The sequence below is a fragment of the Pseudomonas sp. FP2294 genome (assembly GCF_030687625.1).
GTDB lineage: Bacteria > Pseudomonadota > Gammaproteobacteria > Pseudomonadales > Pseudomonadaceae > Aquipseudomonas > Aquipseudomonas shahriarae.
Genome location: NZ_CP117441.1, coordinates 3,101,315 through 3,118,871, shown reverse-complemented (window position 1 = coordinate 3,118,871; position 17,557 = coordinate 3,101,315). Strand labels below are relative to the sequence as shown.

Below are 17,557 nucleotides of genomic sequence, written 5' to 3'. Positions count from 1 at the left end.
GACTCACTCGCGCCGCCCAGGGTTCGCTTGCCATGAATGATGCCGTATTGCCAACGACCGCCGCAGAACCCAGCCTGAGCACCTTGTACCGCGACCATCGCAGCTGGCTGGAAAGCTGGTTGCGCCGGCGCCTGGGCAACGCCTGGGATGCCGCCGACCTGAGCCAGGACACCTTCCTGCGGGTGCTGGCCAGCGCCCAGCCAGTGGCGCAATTGCAGGAACCACGGGCCTATCTGGTGACGGTGGGCAAGCGCCTGCTGGTCAATTTCCACCAGCGCCGCAGCCTGGAGCAGGCGTATCTGAATGCCTTGGCACGCCTGCCTGAAGAGTGCGTGCCGTCGCCGGAGCAACGCTGGTTGCTACTGGAAACCCTGCAGGCCCTGGATGAATTGCTTGACGGTCTGGCGCCGGTGGTGCGCCGGGCGTTTCTCTGGAGCCAGCTCGAAGGCCTGGGCTACCGGGAGATTGCCGAGCGTCTCAAGGTCTCGGAGCGCACGGTCAAGCGCTATATGGCCCAGGCCTACGAACATTGCCTGCTGGTGGAACTGTGAGCCGTACCCCAGCGGATGTGGCCCGGGCCGCGGCGCACTGGCTGGCGCTGTTGGAATCCGGCACCGCTGGCGAGCGCGACCATGCCGGCTTGCAACAATGGCGCGACAGCCATCCCCAGCACGAACAGGCCTGGCAAAAAGCGCAACTGCTGCGCCAGCGCTTTGCCGACTTGCCATCCTCCCTGGCCATGGCCAGCCTCGACCGCCCGCAACCGGGCCGGCGCGCCGTGCTCAAGCGTGCCCTGGGCGTGGCTGCGCTGGTGCCGGCGGCCTGGTTGCTCAGTCGCCAGTTACCCCTCGACGTATGGCGTGCCGACCTGCATACCGCCACTGGCGAGCGCAAGCGCGTGCCGCTGGTCGATGGCAGCACCCTGCAACTGAACACCGCCAGCGCGGTGGATGTGGACCTCGCTGCGCGGCGCCTGACCCTGGTCGAAGGGGAGATGGCGCTGACTGTACCCGGTACGGCGGCGCTGAACGTACACAACCGTTATGGCCAGGTTATCGCCAGCCAGGCCGTGGTCTGCGTGCGCCAGTTGGCGGATGCTTGCCTGGTGTCGGTACTCAAGGGCCGGGTACAAGTACTCGACGGGCACGGGCGTGCTGCCTGGGTGCAAGGTGGGCAACAAATACGGCTGCAACCTGTGGGGCTGGGGGCGCCGATGCCGTTCGACGTGCAGCAACTGGGGTGGCGCGACGGTGTACTGACGGCGCAGAACCAGGCGCTGGGTGACTTCCTGCGCGAACTGGATCGCTACCGCCCGGGCGTCCTGCGCTGGGACCCGAGCCTGGAAACCTTGCGCGTCACCGGCAGTTTCCGCCTGGACGACACCGACTCCATCCTCAGCCTGTTGGCCACCACTCATGGGCTGCAGGTGCAGTTCCGCACACGCTATTGGGTCACGCTGCAGCCGCGCAAAACCCTGGGCTGATCGCGATCTTATTGTCCCGGCAGATCCCATGGGGGAGCGGGCAAGCCCACTCCCACACAAGCCCTTTCCCACCTTTTTATCGGCCAGTTCGCAAGACCGTGGCCCTTTTTTTCGGCTCGCCTGTCATCCAAGGCAAGTGAACGAAAACAGAGAGCCTTTTAATGCCCGTCGTCCCGCCATCATTGTTGCGCCTGAGTTTGGTGCTGAGCCTGAGTGCCAGTCCGTTGTTTGTTCCTGTGAGCTGGGCCGAGGACGCGGCCCGACGCAGTTATCAGGTGCCGGCCGGCACCCTGGGCAGTGCGTTGACCCGCTTTGCCGGGCTGGCCGGGGTCAATCTGTCGGTCGATCCGGCCCTGGTCGGCGGCCGCCAAAGCGCCGGGATCTCCGGTGAGTTTGCCGTCGAGGAAGGCTTCGCGCGTCTGCTGCAGGGCTCGGGCCTGCAATTGCAGGCGGTGGGTGAGCGTGCCTACACCTTGATCCCCGCGCCGCAGGGCGGTACCTACCAGTTGCCAGCCACCTCGATTCTCGGGGCCGCGAACACACCCGTCGCCGAAACCTACGCCGGTGACCAGGTCACGCGCAAAGGTGCGCAGGGCATGCTCGGCGACGGCGACTTTATGGATACGCCGTTCAACCTCACGTCCTATACCGCCAAGGCAGTGAAAAACCTGCAGGCGCGGACCCTCGGCGAGATGGTTGCCAGCGATCCTTCGGTGCGCATCACCAACCCGGCCGGCGGGCGTTTCGAGCAGTTCTCGGTGCGCGGTTTCAGCCTGTTCAACAGTGATGTGTCCTACGGCGGCCTGTATGGCGTGCTGCCGACCTACGCCATCGACATGGAAATGGTCGAGCGCGTCGATATCCTCAAGGGCCCCGGCGCCTTGCTCGGTGGCATCGCGCCTCGGGGCAGCATCGGTGGCGGGATCAATATCGAGCCCAAGCGCGCCGGCGACACACCGCTCACCGAGTTCACCGGCAGCTATGCCTCGGCCGGGCAGTTCGGGGGGGCGGTGGATATCGGTCGGCGGTTTGGCGATGAGCAGCAGTTTGGCGTGCGCTTCAATGGCGTGAAGCAGTCCGGCGATACCGAATGGGATCATCAGGAGGTGGACCGTGAAATGACAGTGATCGGCCTCGACTACCGCAAGGAGCGGGTGCGCCTGTCCCTCGACCTCGGGCGCCAGGAACGCACCGGCGACGCACCTCAGGAGCGCGTGGAAATCGCCAAGGGTAGCGTGATGCCCAAGGCCAAGGACATCCGTGACAACTTCGCCCAGTCCTGGACCTATTCCCATACCAAAGACACCTTTGGCGCGGTGCGTGGCGAGTTTGATGTCAGCGATTCATTGATGGTCTATGCCGCAGCCGGGGCGCGCAAAGGCAACTACGACTTCCTGCGCCACGGCGTGCAGGCAACCCAGAGCAATGGCGACTTCACCGTGGTGCCGCGCAGCTTCCGTCGCGACGAAGACGTCAAGACCGTCACCGTCGGCGCGCGCAGTTGGTTCGACACCGGCTCGGTAGGGCACACCCTCAATGTCAGCCTCAATCAGTTCAATATGGATTTCGACAATGCCGGCGAGCGCTACACCCCCGGCAAGAGCAACCTCTACAACCCGGTGGTTTTGCCCCACCCAGGCAAGGCCGTGCGCTGGGACACCAGCACCCACACCGAAAACCGTTTCACCAGCCTGGCCCTGGCCGACACCCTGGCGTTTTTTGATGAGCGGGTGCTGCTGACCCTCGGCGCCCGCCTGCAAAAGGTCCAGGTCACCTCCTGGAGCAATGGCATCAAGGACCAGCCGGAGTACGACGAACAAGCTACCTCGCCGGCCCTGGGCCTGGTGGTGAAAGTCACCGATCAGTTGTCCCTGTACACCAACTACATGGAAGGCTTGAGCCAGGGCGAGACCGCGCCATCGAGCGGGGTGCGCAATGAAAACGCGATCTTCCCACCGACCAAGAGCAAGCAGGTGGAAGTCGGCGCCAAGTACGACATGGGCAGCTTCGGCATGAGCGCCAGCGTGTTCCGGATCAAGCAGCCGGCCTATGGCATCGACAGCCAGGGTTTCTTCAAGCCCAACGGCGAATTGCGCAACCAGGGTGTGGAACTGAACGTGTTTGGCGAGCCCCTGACGGGCGTGCGCCTGCTCGGTGGGGTGATGCTGCTCGACAGCGAACAGACCAAGACCGCCCAGGGCCTGACCGACGGCAAGCGCGGCACCGGTGCGCCGATTGCCAACGTCAACCTGGGCGCCGAATGGGATATCCCACGCCTGCAAGGCGTGACCCTGACCGCCCGTGCGATCCATACCGGCGCGCAGTACCTGGATGCGGCCAACCAGCAGAAAATCGACAATTGGGAACGCTATGACCTGGGCGCGCGCTACACCTTCAAGGTCAAGGAAAACCCGGTGACCCTGCGCGCGACCGTGGAGAATGTGCTGGACACCACTTACTGGGCGTCGGCCGCGACCTCCAGCGACAGCGCGCCGGGCCTGACACTGTCGACGCCGCGAACGTGGCTGGTGTCGGCAACAGTGGGTTTTTAATATTCAAAAAAGGAATAAATAAATAGTTATTTATTCCTTTTATTGTTGGTGCGGAGGGCGCATTTTAAAGGCCTGCGCATTCGTGCGGATTGACCCAACATTGAAAGGAAAACCCACATGACCATCAAAGCGATCAACGTGCGCAACCAGTTCAAGGGCGTGATCAAGGAGATCCTGCTCGGCGAAGTGGTGTCCGAAATCGACGTGCAGACGGCGTCCGGAATCGTCACTTCGGTGATCACCACCCGCTCGGTGCGCGACCTGGAGTTGAAGGTGGGCAGCGAAGTGATTGCCTTCGTCAAATCCACCGAAGTGTCCATCGCCAAGCTCTGAGTCCAGCCCTTGCAGGCGTCGGCAAGCCGGCGCTTACAAGGTTTTCAGCGCACGTTCCAGGCGTGAAATACCTTCTTCGAGCAACGCCCGCGGGCAGCCGAAGTTCAAGCGCACGAACTGCTGGCTGTCATCGCCAAACTCCACACCTGCACTCAAACCCACCTTGGCCTGTTCCAGGAAAAACCGCTGTGGGTCGTCCAGGCCCAGGGCGCTGCAATCCAGCCAGGCCAGGTAGGTGCCTTGCGGGGCATGCATGACCACGCCGGGCAGGCGTTTTTGTACGGCATCCAGCAGGTAGTCGCGGTTGTCTTGCAGGTACGCCACCAACGCTTTCAACCATTCATCACATTGGCTATAGGCCGCCCAGGTGGCTTCCAGGCCCAGGGGGCTGACGCTGTCGACCATGCCGCAGCGCGCCTTGTTGAAGCGTTCGCGGATAAGTGGGTCCTGGACAATGGCAAAGCAGGTCTTCAGGCCGGCGACGTTGTAGGCCTTGCTGGCTGACATCAGGGTAATGGTGCGGCGGGCGATTTCTGCGCTCAGCGACGCGATGGGGATATGCCGGCGCCCGTCAAAGCACAGCTCGGCATGGATTTCGTCAGAGATAATCAGCGTGCCCTGATCCAGGCAGGCGTTGGCCACGGCCAGCAGCTCCTCGCGGGGGAACACCTTGCCCAGTGGGTTGTGGGGGTTGCTCAACAGCAACGCACCGGCGCCTTTCAAGGCCTGGCGCAAAGCGGGCAGGGGGGTGAGGTATTCGCCCTGGTCGTTCAGTTCGAAGGGCACTTCGATCTTGGGCAGGTTCCAGTTGCCCGCGGCATGGCGCAGCGGCGCATAGTTGGGGGTTTGCAACACCACCGACTGGCCTGGCTGGACAAAGGCGTGCAGGGCCATGTTGAAACCGGGCTCGACGCCCGGCAGGAACAACAGTTCATCGGGCTGCACGCGCCAGGCGTACTTGTCCCACAGGTCGCGGATGATCGCTTCGCGCACTTCTGGCCGGGCGACGCTGTAGCCGAGCATCTGCTGGTCCAGGCGTGCGTGCAGGGCCTTGAGGATCGCCGGTGGCGCGGCGATATCCATGTCGGCAATCCACATCGGCAAGACATCTTCTGGGTAACGGCTCCACTTGGTACTGCCGGTGCCGAGGCGAGGGTGGATCGTGTCGAAATCAAAGCTCATGGGGGCGCTCGTGTCAGGAAGGCGGGCGAAGAATGCCGTCGATTCTAAGTCAGCCGGCCTGATAGGTCATCAATTGCTCCTCGCACATAATGCGGATGGTGCGCCGTTGCACTTCAATCAGCCCGGCGTCCACCAGCCGATGCAGAATCCGCGAAAACGTTTCTGGCTGAATCCCCAGTTTGGAGGCCACCAGGCGCTTGGGCACTTGCAGCACTACATCGCCACTGGCCAGATCGCGCTCCTGGATCAGGAAGCTGATGACCCGGCGGCTGGCGTTGGCCAGGCTCAGGGTGTCGATGTCCTTCAGGCGTTGATGCAGGTGGATGCTCATCGTGCCGAGGATCGCCAGGCAGATCTGCGGCTGGTCCTCCAGGGCCTTGCGGTAATGATGGCCCTCGATGCTCACCAGCACGCTGTCCTTGAGCGCCGTGGCACTTACCGGGTACGCCTTGGCCTGGCTGAACAACAGGGCTTCGGCAAAAGTCTGGCCGGGGCGGATGACTTCCACCAGATGCTCCTGGCCTTCGCCGGTGACCCGGTGCAACTTGACCTGGCCGCTGACCAGCAGGAAAAACCGATCGGCAGGGTCGCCCTGGTGCATCAGGGTCACATGCCCGGGCAGACGCTTGAGGTTGGCCAGGGTGCAGACGTCCTGGAAGATCTTCTCCGGCAACGGACTGAACAGATGATGCCGGCGCAGGGTTAAGACGATGGATGGGTGGGTCAACATGGCGTACCTCCGCTCCCGCCCATGGTAGGGCGTGCGGCCGGCGGGGCCTATGCCTCGTTGGAGGTAGCTCCGTAGAGGGAGTGTTCGCGCAGCAGTGCCGAAAATGCGTCCCGGGCCGGGTGACAACCTGCATGGGCGTGCCAGTAAAACCGGTTGTCGATGTGCGTCAGTTCCGCGAACTCATGGCCTTGCCAGTTGGCACCCTGGCGGTATTGCTCGTAGATCCCCCGAGGCACCAGCGCGGCGCCGCTGCCAGCACTGACACAACCGACAATCGTGCCGTAGCTGGCGATGCTGACGATGGGGCAGACCTGGTCGTGGCGAGACAACCACTGCTCCAGCGCCAGGCGATAGGGGCAACCTGAGGGCCACATAAACAGGGTCAGGCCCTGCAGATCCGCGACGCTGCGCACCGGGCCCAGCGACGTGGGGGCAATCAGTACCAGGTCTTCGCTGTACAGCACCGCGCTTTCCAGCCCGGGGCGTTGCACATCCACGGCGACAATCGCCGCGTCCAGCCGATGGTGCTGGATATCATCGAGCAACTGCGACCAGGTGCCGGTGCTCAACTCCAGCGACACTTGGGGGTACAACGCGTGATAACGCGCCAGCAGCTGTGGCAAGCGCCCGGTTGCACTGGACTCGATAGCACCGATGCGCAGTCGCCCATGGGGCGCGCCACCGGGGGCGACGGCACGCCGGGAGGCTTCGGTCAGGTCGAGGATTTTCGTCGCATATTCGATAAACACTTCGCCGGCGGGGCTGACCCGCAGACCCCGGCCCTCGCGCACAAACAGCGCGACGCCGAGTTCCTGCTCGAGGGACTTGAGCCTTGCGGTGATATTGGACGGCACGCAATGCAGCTGCTTCGCCGCACGGGCGATGCTGCCCAGTTCGTAGACCGCCTTGAACATGCGCAGTTGGGACAGTTCCATGGTTCACCTGGAGTGAAGAGTGGGCTCAGTTTAAGTCACTTTTTTCCGGGGCTGGGGTTTCTCATACTTTTGCCAGGCAGTGCCTGTGCGCTGCCACGTCCCTGAGAACGCTCATGCCCCGTGCAAAAATTATCCTGGCAACACTCTTCGTCATTCTCTGCTGGGCGTATTCGCCGATCGGCATCCATATCGCGTTGCAAGCTTATGCGCCCGATAACCTGGCGTTGTTGCGTTTTTTGATCGCCTCCGGGTTCATGGCCGGTGTGGCCTGGATCAAGGGGATTTCCCGGCCCAGACTGCGGGATTTGCCTTTGTTTGCGGTGCTGGGATTGTTTGCCGTGACGCTGCACCACATCGCCCTCAACTACGGCCAGCGCGGTGTGAGTGCCGGCGCTGCCAGCGTCCTGGCGCAATCCACGCCCTTGTTCAGCGCGTTACTTGCCAGCACGCTGTTCAAGGAGCGGCTCGGGGCCTGGCAGTGGGGTTGCGTGCTCGGCGGCCTGCTCGGCGCCGGAGTCGTGGCGGTAGGGGATCGCGGCTTGGGCGAGCTGGATGGGCATGGGTTGTTGATCCTGCTGGCGGCGGCGTCCTGGAGCCTGTATTTCGCTCTGCAAAAGCGTTATTCCCAGCATTACGACGGGCTGACCCTGGTGTGTTTCACCCTCTGGTCAGGTACGGCGTTGCTGCTGGTGTATCTGCCAGGGCTGCCGGCGGAGTTGGCCCAGGCTTCGGTGTCGGTGAACCTGGCAGTGCTGGTGCTGGGCATCTTTCCCAGTGCGCTGGCGTACCTGGCCTGGGCTTATGTGCTGACGCATAGCCAGGTCAGTCGGGCAGCGATTGCGCTTTATCTCATACCGCCGGTGGCGATGCTGATGGCGTGGGTGATATTGGCGCAGCGGCCTTCGGTAATGGTGATTGTGGGGACGGTGATTGTCCTGGCGAGTGTGGGGGCGTTGACGGTGAAAGTGCGGTGACGTAACTGACTGTCGCCGTTGGGTGGCTGGCGATGGCCATGTTTGGGTTGGGGTACAGATCCGTTGTTGCGATGGCGGTACATCAGTCCCTAACCAGCCTGACGCAAATGCTCCATCGCCCACACCGCCGCTTCCACCCGCGAGCGCAACCCCAGCTTGTGCAGCAAGTTCTTCACATGCACCTTCACCGTGCCCTCGGTAATCCCCAGTTTGTGCCCGATCACCTTATTGCTATACCCCCCGGCAATGGTCTTCAACACCTGCCGCTCGCGCTCGGTCAGTTCCACCGCCGCATGGGGCTGGGGCGAGCGCAGGGCCTGGGCCAGCACCCGAGTCAGGCCGGGGCTGATCACCAGGGCGCCGTGCAGGGCATCGCGGATGTACTGGATCAGCAACTCCGGCTCCATGTCCTTGAGCAGATACCCATTGGCATCCAGGCGCAGGGCGTCGCGGATGTCGTCTTCGGCATCGGACACGGTAAACAGCAAGACCTTGCCGCCATAGGCCATGGCCCGCAGGCGGCGCAGGGTTTCCAGGCCGTTCATCTGCGGCATGTTGTTGTCCAGCAGCACCAGGTCCGGTTGCAGCGATTCGATCAGGCCCAGGGCTTCTTCGCCATTGCCGGCTTCGCCCACCACGTGCAGGTCATCTTCCAGTTCGAGCATCTGGCGCATGCCGTGGCGCATCATCGGATGGTCGTCGACGAGCAGGATGCGGTGGCGGACTGATGGGTTGATGAGCGCCGTGTTCATGACAAGCTACCTTCTTGTAGGGAGGGCCCGAGAAATTCCGGGCGAAACAGCAAGTGCACCCGAGTGCCCTGGGGCTCGCGGGAGGAAATGTCCAGTTGGCCGTGCAGGCTGCGGGCGCGTTCGTCCATGATGGTCAGGCCGTGGTGTTCACGTTGGTCCACCGGCTCGCTGAAGCCGCGGCCATCGTCTTCAATGCTCAGGCTGACGGTTTCGCCATGCTGGCGCAGTTGCAGCCAGGCATTCTCGGCATGGGCATGGCGCAGGCAGTTGGACAGGGCTTCGCGGGTCACCTGCAACAGGTGGATCTGTTCACTGGCCGACAGCTGGAAGGCCAGGGCATCCACGTGCAGGTGTACCTGGAACTCGCCACGCCGGGAGAATTCCTCGGCGGTGTCTTTTAGCTCCTGGACCAGCCCGGCATCGTGGATTTGCAGGCGGAAGGTGGTGAGCAGCTCCCGCAGTTGCCGATAGGCATTGTTCAGGCCTTCGCGCAGTTCGCCGGTGACGGTTTCCAGGGTGGCCTTGGGTTCGTCGCGGCGCAGCAGGGTCTGCATGCGGCTGACTTGCAGCTTCATATAGGACAGGGCCTGGGCCAGGGAATCATGCAGTTCGCGGGCGATGATGGTGCGTTCGTCGAGCAGCAGAAGGCGGTGGTCCTGTTCGCGCTGGCGTTTGAGGGACAGCGAGGTGCCGATCAGGTTGGCCAGGGCCTGGATCAGTTGTTGCTCCCAGGCCTGGGGCGCATGGCCGTCGACAAAGTGCGCCTTGAGTTCGCCCAGTTCCGCGCCCTGGTTGCTGATGCTGAACACCTGGGGCGGGGCCACGTGATGGCGCTCGCAGGTCGCGCAATCGCCAATGGCGCAGACGTTGCGGCTGTTGCCGCCGTGCAGCGCGAGCATCTGTTGCGCCGGGGCGAGGAAGTGCCCTTGCAGGCACAGCGACAGGCGCAGGCCCGGCAGGCGTTTCTGGAAGCGCCGGATCAACTCGTCGAGACCTTCGGCGTTGGCCAGGCGCGTGGCCAGGCTGCGACTGCTCTCGTAGAGCAATTCCAGGGCGGCGTTGGCCTGTTGCAAATTGAGGGTTTTTTGCTGCACCTGGCTTTCCAGGGTGCGGTGGGACTGCTCGATGGTTTCGGCCAGGGTGTTGAAGCTCAGGGCCAACTGCCCCAGCTCATCCTGGGAGCGGTGATTGACCCGGGTCTGGTAATCCCCCTCACGAAAGCGCCGGGTGGCGTCCACCAGTTCCTTCAAGGGGGTGACCACGCCGTACTGCAATTCATACAGCCCAAGCAGCAGGATGATCAGCGTGCTGAACAGCGCCAGGCCCTGGATCAACTGTTGCCAGCCTTGTTTGTGCTCGCTCTGTTGCTGCAACAGGCTGACGAACTGGTTCAGTTGCTCGACAAAGGCCGGCGCGCGTTCGCGGAAGAGGGCGCCGTCGTCGCGCTCGATGGCCGGGCGCAGCTCCTGGTTCCAGTGTTGCTGGATCTGCCGGTAGCTCTGTTGCAAGGCGCTGTGGGGGCCGTCTTCCAGTACCGCTTTCAGCGACTGGCTGTCGAGGCGCCGTTGCAGGCTTTGAGTGATGGCCTGGATCTCGTTGGCGGGGGCATGGTCGGCGAGCTTCCAGCTCAGGTGGTAGGTCTCCATGCGCACCGAGCCTGCGGTGTTGATGGCCGCGCCATCGCCCTGGCTGAACCAGGCGATCAGCCCGGCGCTCAGGGAACTGGCCAGGGCCAGGATTGCAATCAGGATCACCGCGACACCGGCGCGTGCGGGCAGGGAGCTGCGCAGCCAGTTAAACATCACGGCGTAATCGAAGGGGTAAGAACAGCAGCATGACGGCACCTGGCACGGGAAACAGCATTGAATTGTGCATTCCCTGGCGCACTACCTCTAAAGAGTTGCCGGCGGACCCTCCCACGGGAAAAAGCCGGCACAAGAGATCAATCCATTGATAAATAAAGACTTTCTCTTGTTATTGGGCCTACCTCCTTAGAGGTAGACGGGCTAAGCATAGGCCAATACCCCCCAGGCGGACGTTGATCTGGGTCAAGTTCCTGGAGGGCCTCGCCCCTAACCTGCGCTCATGGAATCACTTCTGGGAGCGCAAACCGTGACTCAACCCCGTGTAAGACAGGGCCTGGTGCTGGGCATGAGTACACTGGCCTTCACCGTGTGCTTTATGGTCTGGATGATGTTCGCCGTCCTCGGCGTGCCGATCAAAGAGCTGCTGCAACTCAACGAAACCCAGTTCGGCCTGCTGGCCGCCACCCCGGTACTGACCGGCTCCCTGGTGCGCCTGCCCCTGGGCCTGCTGACTGACCGCTTCGGCGGGCGCATCGTGTTCTTTGTCTTGATGCTCACCTGCGTGCTGCCGCTGTACTTGATCACCTACGCCACCGCCTTCTGGCAATTCCTTGTGCTGGGGCTGTTTGTCGGCCTGGCCGGCGGCTCGTTCTCGGTGGGTATCGCCTACGTCGCCAAGTGGTTCGACAAAGACAACCAGGGCTTTGCCATGGGCGTGTTCGGCGCCGGCAACGCGGGGGCTGCAGTCACCAAGTTTCTGGCGCCGGCCCTGATTGCCCTGGGGACCTGGCACCTGGTGCCGAAAGTGTTCAGCGCGATCCTGTTTATCACCGCGCTGCTGTTCTGGTTCCTCACCAGCGAGAACAAGGCCCACCGCAGTGCCGGTGGCGCGACCTTGCGCGAGCAACTGCTGTGTCTCAAGGACCCGGCCGTGTGGCGCTACTGCCAGTACTACTCGATTGTGTTCGGCGGCTACGTGGCCCTGGCGCTGTGGGCGACCAAGTACTACGTGCAGGAATACGGCTTCAGCCTGCAAAGCGCCGCGCTGTTGGCCGCGTGCTTTTCCCTGCCCGGTGGCGTGCTGCGCGCTGTGGGCGGCTGGATGTCCGACCGCTGGGGCGCACAGAGCGTGACCTGGTGGGTGCTGTGGGTCAGCTGGATCTGCCTGTTCCTGCTCAGCTACCCGCAGACCCAGTTGCAGGTGCAAACCGTCAATGGCCCGCTGGACTTCCATATCGGCCTCAACGCCACCCTGTTCACCGTGCTGCTGTTTGTGATGGGCATCGCCTTCGCCTTCGGCAAGGCCTCGGTGTTCAAGTACATCGCCAATGACTATCCGCAAAACATGGGCGCGGTGTCCGGCATCGTCGGCCTGGCGGGCGGCCTTGGCGGCTTTGTCCTGCCAATCATGTTCGGCGCCCTGGTGGACCTCACCGGCGTGCGCTCCTCCTGCTTCATGTTGATGTACGGCGTGGTCTGGGTATCCCTGACCTGGATGTACTTCAGCGAAATCCGCAAGCAACCGCTGCTTGGTAAAGCGGCGGCCCAGCCTCTCCAAGGAGAATCCGCATGACTATCGCGCAAAAGCCCAACTCGGGCCCGGTGATCCACGACTGGCGCCCTGAAGACCCGGCGTTCTGGGGCGCCAGCGGCAAGCAGACCGCGACCCGCAACCTGTGGATCTCGATCCCGGCGCTGCTGTTGGCCTTCGCCGTGTGGATGGTGTGGAGCACGGTGATCGTGCGCCTGAACGCCATCGGCTTCAGCTTCACCACTGACCAGCTGTTCTGGCTGGCGGCATTGCCCGGCCTGTCTGGCGCCACCTTGCGCGTGTTCTATTCGTTCATGGTGCCGATCTTCGGTGGCCGCCGCTGGACGGCCCTGAGCACTGCGTCGCTGCTGATTCCATCACTGTGGATGGGCTTCGCGGTACAAGACCCGAGCACCTCCTACAGCGTGTTTGTATTGATCGCGCTGCTGTGCGGCTTCGGTGGCGGCAACTTCGCCTCGAGCATGTCCAACATCAGCTTCTTCTATCCCAAGTCCCAGCAAGGCACGGCCCTGGGCCTGAACGCCGGCCTGGGTAACCTGGGGGTGTCGGTGATGCAGTTCTGCGTGCCGCTGGTGATTACCTTCGGTGTGTTCGGCCTGATTGGCGGCCAGCCCCAGACCCTGGAAGACGGCAGCCAGTTGTGGCTGCAGAACGCCGGGTTTATCTGGGTACCGTTCATCATCACCGTGACCCTGTTTGCCTGGTTCGGCATGAATGACCTGTCCAGCGCCCGCGCTTCGTTCAGCGAGCAGGCGGTGATCTTCAAGCGCAAGCACAACTGGCTGATGTGCTGGTTGTACCTGGCCACCTTCGGCTCGTTCATTGGCTTCTCGGCCGCCTTCCCGATGCTGATCAAGACCTCGTTCCCAGACGTCAACGCCTTGAAATTCGCCTTCCTCGGCCCGCTGGTAGGTGCCCTGGTACGCCCATTGGGTGGCTGGCTGGCCGACAAACTGGGCGGTGCGCGGGTGACCTTGTGGAACTTCGTGCTGATGATCGTGATGGTGTTCGGCGTCCTGCACTTTTTGCCCCTGAACGGCGAGGGCGGCAGCTTCTACGGCTTCCTCGGCATGTTCATGCTGCTGTTCATCACCACCGGCATCGGCAATGGCTCCACCTTCCGCATGATCCCGGTGATCTTCCGCACCCAGCATGAAAAGGCCAGCGCCGGCAAACCTGCCGCCGTGCGTGAGCAAGCCCTCAAGGATGCCAGCAAGGAGTCGGCAGCAGTGCTGGGCTTCAGCTCGGCAATGGGCGCCTTCGGTGCGTTCTTCATCCCCAAGACCTTTGGCTCGTCCATGGCCTACACCGGCAGCCCGGCCATGGCGTTCTACATGTTTGTCGGCTTCTACCTGACCTGCATCGTCGTGACCTGGTGGTGGTATGCGCGCAAAGGCGCCGAGACCCCCTGCTGAGTCGACCCCGAATTCAAACCTTGCGTGGGCGGGGCACAGAACCCCGCAGCAAGCCTGAGAGGAAAGCACCATGAGTCATTTACTGGATCAACTGCGGTTCTTCAATCGCAAGCAAGACGAGTTCTCCGAAGGTCACGGCGAGACCCGCAAGGAGTCCCGCGACTGGGAAAACGTCTACCGTTCGCGCTGGCAGTACGACAAGATCGTGCGCTCCACCCACGGGGTGAACTGCACCGGCTCGTGCTCGTGGAAGATCTACGTGAAGAACGGCCTGATCACCTGGGAAACCCAGCAGACCGACTACCCGCGCACCCGTAACGACCTGCCCAACCACGAGCCGCGCGGCTGCCCCCGTGGTGCCAGCTACAGCTGGTACATCTACAGCGCCAACCGCCTGAAATACCCGAAAATCCGCAAACCATTGCTCAAACTGTGGCGCGAGGCGCGCCTGACCCTGTCGCCGGTCGAGGCCTGGGCGAGCATTGTCGAGGACAAGGTCAAGGCCGACTCCTATAAAAGCAAGCGTGGCATGGGGGGCTTCATCCGTTCCAACTGGGATGAAGTCAACGAGATCATCGCTGCGTCCAACGTCTACACCATCAAGCAATACGGCCCGGACCGTATCGTCGGCTTCTCGCCGATCCCGGCCATGTCCATGGTCAGCTACGCCGCAGGTTCGCGTTACCTGTCGCTGATCGGCGGTGTGTGCCTGAGCTTCTATGACTGGTACTGCGACCTGCCGCCAGCCTCGCCGATGGTCTGGGGCGAACAGACCGACGTGCCGGAATCGGCCGACTGGTACAACTCCAACTACATCATTGCCTGGGGTTCCAACGTTCCGCAGACCCGTACCCCGGACGCGCACTTCTTCACCGAGGTGCGCTACAAGGGCACCAAGACCGTGGCGATCACGCCTGACTATTCGGAAGTGGCCAAGCTCACCGACCTGTGGCTCAACCCCAAGCAGGGCACCGACGCGGCACTGGCCCAGGCCTTCAACCATGTGATCTTCAAGGAATTTCACCTGGATAAACCGAGCGCCTACTTCACCGAATACGCCAAGCGCTATACCGACTTGCCGGTGCTGGTAATGCTCAAGCCGATGACCGGTTTTGCGCCGGGTGCAGGCTTCCAGCCGGACCGCTTCCTGCGCGCCTCGGACCTGGTCGACAACCTGGGCCAGGACAACAACCCGGAATGGAAAACCATCGCCCTCGACGAAAGCGGCGAGCTGGTTTCGCCACAAGGTTCCATCGGCTATCGCTGGGGCGAGAAGGGCAAGTGGAACATCCTGGCCAAAGAAGGCGGTGAAGGTCGCGAGATCGACCTGAAACTGAGCCTGATCGGCGATGACGTCGCCGAAGTGGCGTTCCCGTATTTTGCCGGTGAAGCCCACGACTACTTCCAGCACGTGGCCGGCGATGCCGTGCAATTTCGCCGGGTACCGGTACACAGCGTGACCCTGGCCGATGGCACGGTGGCCAAAGTGGCAACGGTGTTCGACCTGTCGGCGGCCAACCTGGCCATCGACCGTGGCCTGGGCGGCAACAACGTGGCCAAGGACTACAACGACGCCAGCGTACCGGGCACGCCAGCCTGGCAGGAGGCAATCACCGGGGTCAGCCGCGAGAAGGCCATCCAGATCGCCCGTGAGTTTGCCGACAACGCCGACAAGACCCGTGGCCGCTCGATGATCATCGTCGGCGCGGCGATGAACCACTGGTACCACATGGACATGAACTACCGCGGGCTGATCAATATGCTCATGCTCTGCGGTTGTGTCGGCCAGACCGGCGGCGGTTGGGCGCACTACGTGGGCCAGGAAAAACTGCGTCCGCAATGCGGCTGGCTGCCCCTGGCATTCGGCCTGGACTGGAACCGTCCGCCACGCCAGATGAACGGCACCAGCTTCTTCTACGGCCACAGCTCGCAATGGCGCCACGAGAAGATGAGCATGCACGACATCCTCTCGCCGCTGGCCGACAAGTCGCAGTTCCCGGAACACGCCCTGGACTACAACATCCGTGCCGAACGCGCCGGTTGGTTGCCCAGCGCGCCACAACTCAATACCAACCCGCTGCATATCTGCCGTGATGCGGCGGCTGCCGGTATGGACCCCAAAGACTACGTGGTCAAATCCTGGCAGGACGGCACCCTGCGCTTTGCCTGCGAGCAGCCGGACAGCCCGGTGAACTTCCCGCGCAACATGTTTATCTGGCGCTCCAACCTGCTCGGCTCGTCGGGCAAGGGCCACGAGTACATGCTCAAGTACCTGCTCGGCACCAAGAACGGGGTGATGAACGAAGACATCGGCCACAGCACCGAATGCAAGCCAACCGAGGCCGAATGGGTCGAAGACGGCGCCATCGGCAAGCTGGACCTGGTGACCACCCTGGACTTCCGCATGTCCTCGACTTGCGTGTATTCCGACATCGTCTTGCCGACCGCGACCTGGTACGAAAAAGACGACATGAACACCTCGGACATGCACCCGTTCATTCACCCGCTGTCGGCGGCGATTGATCCGGCGTGGGAATCGCGTTCGGACTGGGAAATCTACAAAGGCATCGCCAAGGCGTTCTCGGCCATGTCGGTCGGCCACCTGGGTGTGGAACAAGATCTGGTCACCGTGCCGTTGATGCATGACAGCGTGGGTGAACTGGCCCAGCCGTTTGGCGGCACTGACTGGAAAAGCGCCGGTGTGGCGCCGCTACCGGGCAAGAATGCGCCGAACATGGCGGTGGTGGAACGGGACTACCCGAACATCTACAAGCAGTTCTCGTCCCTCGGCCCGATGCTGGAAAAACTCGGCAACGGCGGCAAGGGCATCAACTGGAACACCGATGAAGAGGTGCAGTTCCTCGGTGAACTCAACCACCACGAAGGCGACGCGGGCATCAGCCACGGCCGGCCAAAAATCGACACGGCGATTGACGCGGCCGAGGTGATTCTGTCCCTGGCTCCGGAAACCAACGGCAAGGTCGCCTTGAAAGCCTGGGCGGCGCTGTCGGAATTCACCGGCATCGACCACAGCCACCTGGCGATTTCCAAGGCCCACGAAGCAATCCGCTTCCGCGATATCCAGGCACAGCCGCGCAAGATCATCTCCAGCCCCACCTGGTCGGGCCTCGAAGACGAACACGTGAGCTACAACGCCGGCTACACCAACGTCCATGAAAACATCCCATGGCGCACCATCACCGGCCGCCAGCAGTTCTACCAGGATCACCCGTGGATGCAGGCGTTCGGCGAGCAGTTGATGAGCTACCGGCCACCGGTCAACACCCGCACCATCGAAGGCGTGAAGGGCAAGCGCAGCAATGGCGAGACCGAGATCGTCCTGAACTGGATCACGCCGCACCAGAAATGGGGGATTCACAGTACCTACAGCGACAACCTGCTGATGCTCACCTTAAGCCGTGGCGGCCCGATTGTGTGGCTCTCGGAAATCGACGCCAAGCGCGCCGGGATCGAGGACAACGACTGGATCGAATGCTTCAACGTCAACGGCGCGCTGACCGCCCGTGCGGTGGTCAGCCAGCGGGTCAAGGAAGGCATGGTGATGATGTACCACGCCCAGGAACGCATCGTGAACGTACCGGGTTCGGAAACCACCAAGACCCGTGGCGGCCACCACAACTCGGTCACCCGTGTGGTGCTCAAGCCGACCCATATGATCGGCGGCTATGCCCAGCAGGCCTACGGTTTCAACTATTACGGCACGGTCGGCTGCAACCGCGATGAATTCGTGGTGGTGCGCAAGATGGTCAAGGTCGATTGGCTCGATGGCTCCAGCGGTGATGATCTGCCGCGTCCATTGCCGACCGATATCGAGGAGAACTGA

13 protein-coding genes are annotated in these 17,557 nt (G+C 62.7%); 8 read left to right on the top strand and 5 right to left on the bottom strand.

From position 1 onward, the window contains the following. Positions 1-32 precede the first annotated feature (32 nt). The 4 genes from PSH73_RS13720 (at position 33) to PSH73_RS13705 (ending at position 4,368) form a co-directional block, all read left to right on the top strand. A complete protein-coding gene (locus PSH73_RS13720; RefSeq protein WP_057436856.1) occupies positions 33-551 on the top strand; it encodes a sigma-70 family RNA polymerase sigma factor in 519 nt (172 codons plus the stop codon). Beyond that, complete coding sequence (locus PSH73_RS13715) at positions 548-1,483, top strand: FecR domain-containing protein (protein WP_057959368.1); 936 nt, start codon at positions 548-550, stop codon at positions 1,481-1,483. Before PSH73_RS13720 ends, PSH73_RS13715 begins: the two co-directional genes overlap by 4 nt. 161 nt (positions 1,484-1,644) lie before the next feature. Further along, entirely contained in the window at positions 1,645-4,035 is a 2,391-nt protein-coding gene (locus PSH73_RS13710) for a TonB-dependent receptor (protein ID WP_305460727.1), read from the top strand. 117 nt (positions 4,036-4,152) lie between these two features. Further along, the gene (locus tag PSH73_RS13705; protein WP_003173733.1) at positions 4,153-4,368 is read left to right on the top strand and encodes a molybdopterin-binding protein; all 216 of its coding nucleotides are present in this window, start codon (positions 4,153-4,155) and stop codon (positions 4,366-4,368) included. Positions 4,369-4,401: 33 nt separating this feature from the next. On the opposite strand, the gene PSH73_RS13700 is transcribed toward PSH73_RS13705, so the two are convergent. Genes PSH73_RS13700 through PSH73_RS13690 form a run of 3 tightly spaced genes read right to left on the bottom strand, consistent with a single transcriptional unit; the run spans position 4,402 to position 7,215 of the window. Continuing rightward, positions 4,402-5,550 (bottom strand): MalY/PatB family protein, encoded by a 1,149-nt coding sequence (locus tag PSH73_RS13700; protein ID WP_305460725.1) that lies wholly within the window; start codon positions 5,548-5,550, stop codon positions 4,402-4,404. 49 nt (positions 5,551-5,599) lie between these two features. After that, the gene (locus PSH73_RS13695) at positions 5,600-6,280 is read right to left on the bottom strand and encodes a Crp/Fnr family transcriptional regulator (protein ID WP_057959371.1); all 681 of its coding nucleotides are present in this window, start codon (positions 6,278-6,280) and stop codon (positions 5,600-5,602) included. 47 nt (positions 6,281-6,327) lie between these two features. Continuing rightward, the gene (locus PSH73_RS13690) at positions 6,328-7,215 is read right to left on the bottom strand and encodes a LysR family transcriptional regulator (RefSeq protein ID WP_198817527.1); all 888 of its coding nucleotides are present in this window, start codon (positions 7,213-7,215) and stop codon (positions 6,328-6,330) included. A gap of 113 nt (positions 7,216-7,328) precedes the next feature. Here PSH73_RS13690 and PSH73_RS13685 point away from each other — a divergent pair, with 113 nt between their 5' ends. Next, positions 7,329-8,189: a DMT family transporter gene (locus PSH73_RS13685; RefSeq protein ID WP_057959373.1), complete on the top strand. Its 861-nt coding sequence runs from the start codon at positions 7,329-7,331 to the stop codon at positions 8,187-8,189. A gap of 89 nt (positions 8,190-8,278) precedes the next feature. On the opposite strand, the gene narL is transcribed toward PSH73_RS13685, so the two are convergent. Further along, positions 8,279-8,926 carry a two-component system response regulator NarL gene (gene narL, locus PSH73_RS13680; protein WP_081044232.1) on the bottom strand — a complete coding sequence of 216 codons (648 nt, stop codon included), beginning with the start codon at positions 8,924-8,926 and terminating at the stop codon, positions 8,279-8,281. A gap of 11 nt (positions 8,927-8,937) precedes the next feature. Continuing rightward, positions 8,938-10,743, bottom strand: coding sequence for an ATP-binding protein (locus PSH73_RS13675; RefSeq protein ID WP_115128332.1), 1,806 nt, complete (start codon positions 10,741-10,743; stop codon positions 8,938-8,940). Between the two features lie 310 nt (positions 10,744-11,053). Here PSH73_RS13675 and PSH73_RS13670 point away from each other — a divergent pair, with 310 nt between their 5' ends. The 3 genes from PSH73_RS13670 (at position 11,054) to PSH73_RS13660 (ending at position 17,557) form a co-directional block, all read left to right on the top strand. Then, complete coding sequence (locus PSH73_RS13670) at positions 11,054-12,319, top strand: nitrate/nitrite transporter (RefSeq protein ID WP_081044233.1); 1,266 nt, start codon at positions 11,054-11,056, stop codon at positions 12,317-12,319. Further along, positions 12,316-13,713 (top strand): NarK family nitrate/nitrite MFS transporter, encoded by a 1,398-nt coding sequence (locus tag PSH73_RS13665; RefSeq protein WP_057959377.1) that lies wholly within the window; start codon positions 12,316-12,318, stop codon positions 13,711-13,713. Before PSH73_RS13670 ends, PSH73_RS13665 begins: the two co-directional genes overlap by 4 nt. Positions 13,714-13,783: 70 nt before the next feature. Continuing rightward, positions 13,784-17,557 (top strand): nitrate reductase subunit alpha, encoded by a 3,774-nt coding sequence (locus PSH73_RS13660; RefSeq protein ID WP_305460722.1) that lies wholly within the window; start codon positions 13,784-13,786, stop codon positions 17,555-17,557.

What these genes read in the sequence shown, in the direction of transcription:
- PSH73_RS13720 (WP_057436856.1), top strand. Translation starts at nt 33, where the DNA reads ATGAATGATGCCGTATTGCCAACGACCGCCGCAGAACCCAGCCTGAGC.
- PSH73_RS13710 (WP_305460727.1), top strand. Translation starts at nt 1,645, where the DNA reads ATGCCCGTCGTCCCGCCATCATTGTTGCGCCTGAGTTTGGTGCTGAGC.
- PSH73_RS13705 (WP_003173733.1), top strand. Translation starts at nt 4,153, where the DNA reads ATGACCATCAAAGCGATCAACGTGCGCAACCAGTTCAAGGGCGTGATC.
- PSH73_RS13700 (WP_305460725.1), bottom strand. Translation starts at nt 5,550, where the DNA reads ATGAGCTTTGATTTCGACACGATCCACCCTCGCCTCGGCACCGGCAGT.
- PSH73_RS13695 (WP_057959371.1), bottom strand. Translation starts at nt 6,280, where the DNA reads ATGTTGACCCACCCATCCATCGTCTTAACCCTGCGCCGGCATCATCTG.
- PSH73_RS13690 (WP_198817527.1), bottom strand. Translation starts at nt 7,215, where the DNA reads ATGGAACTGTCCCAACTGCGCATGTTCAAGGCGGTCTACGAACTGGGC.
- PSH73_RS13685 (WP_057959373.1), top strand. Translation starts at nt 7,329, where the DNA reads ATGCCCCGTGCAAAAATTATCCTGGCAACACTCTTCGTCATTCTCTGC.
- PSH73_RS13675 (WP_115128332.1), bottom strand. Translation starts at nt 10,743, where the DNA reads ATGTTTAACTGGCTGCGCAGCTCCCTGCCCGCACGCGCCGGTGTCGCG.
- PSH73_RS13665 (WP_057959377.1), top strand. Translation starts at nt 12,316, where the DNA reads ATGACTATCGCGCAAAAGCCCAACTCGGGCCCGGTGATCCACGACTGG.
- PSH73_RS13660 (WP_305460722.1), top strand. Translation starts at nt 13,784, where the DNA reads ATGAGTCATTTACTGGATCAACTGCGGTTCTTCAATCGCAAGCAAGAC.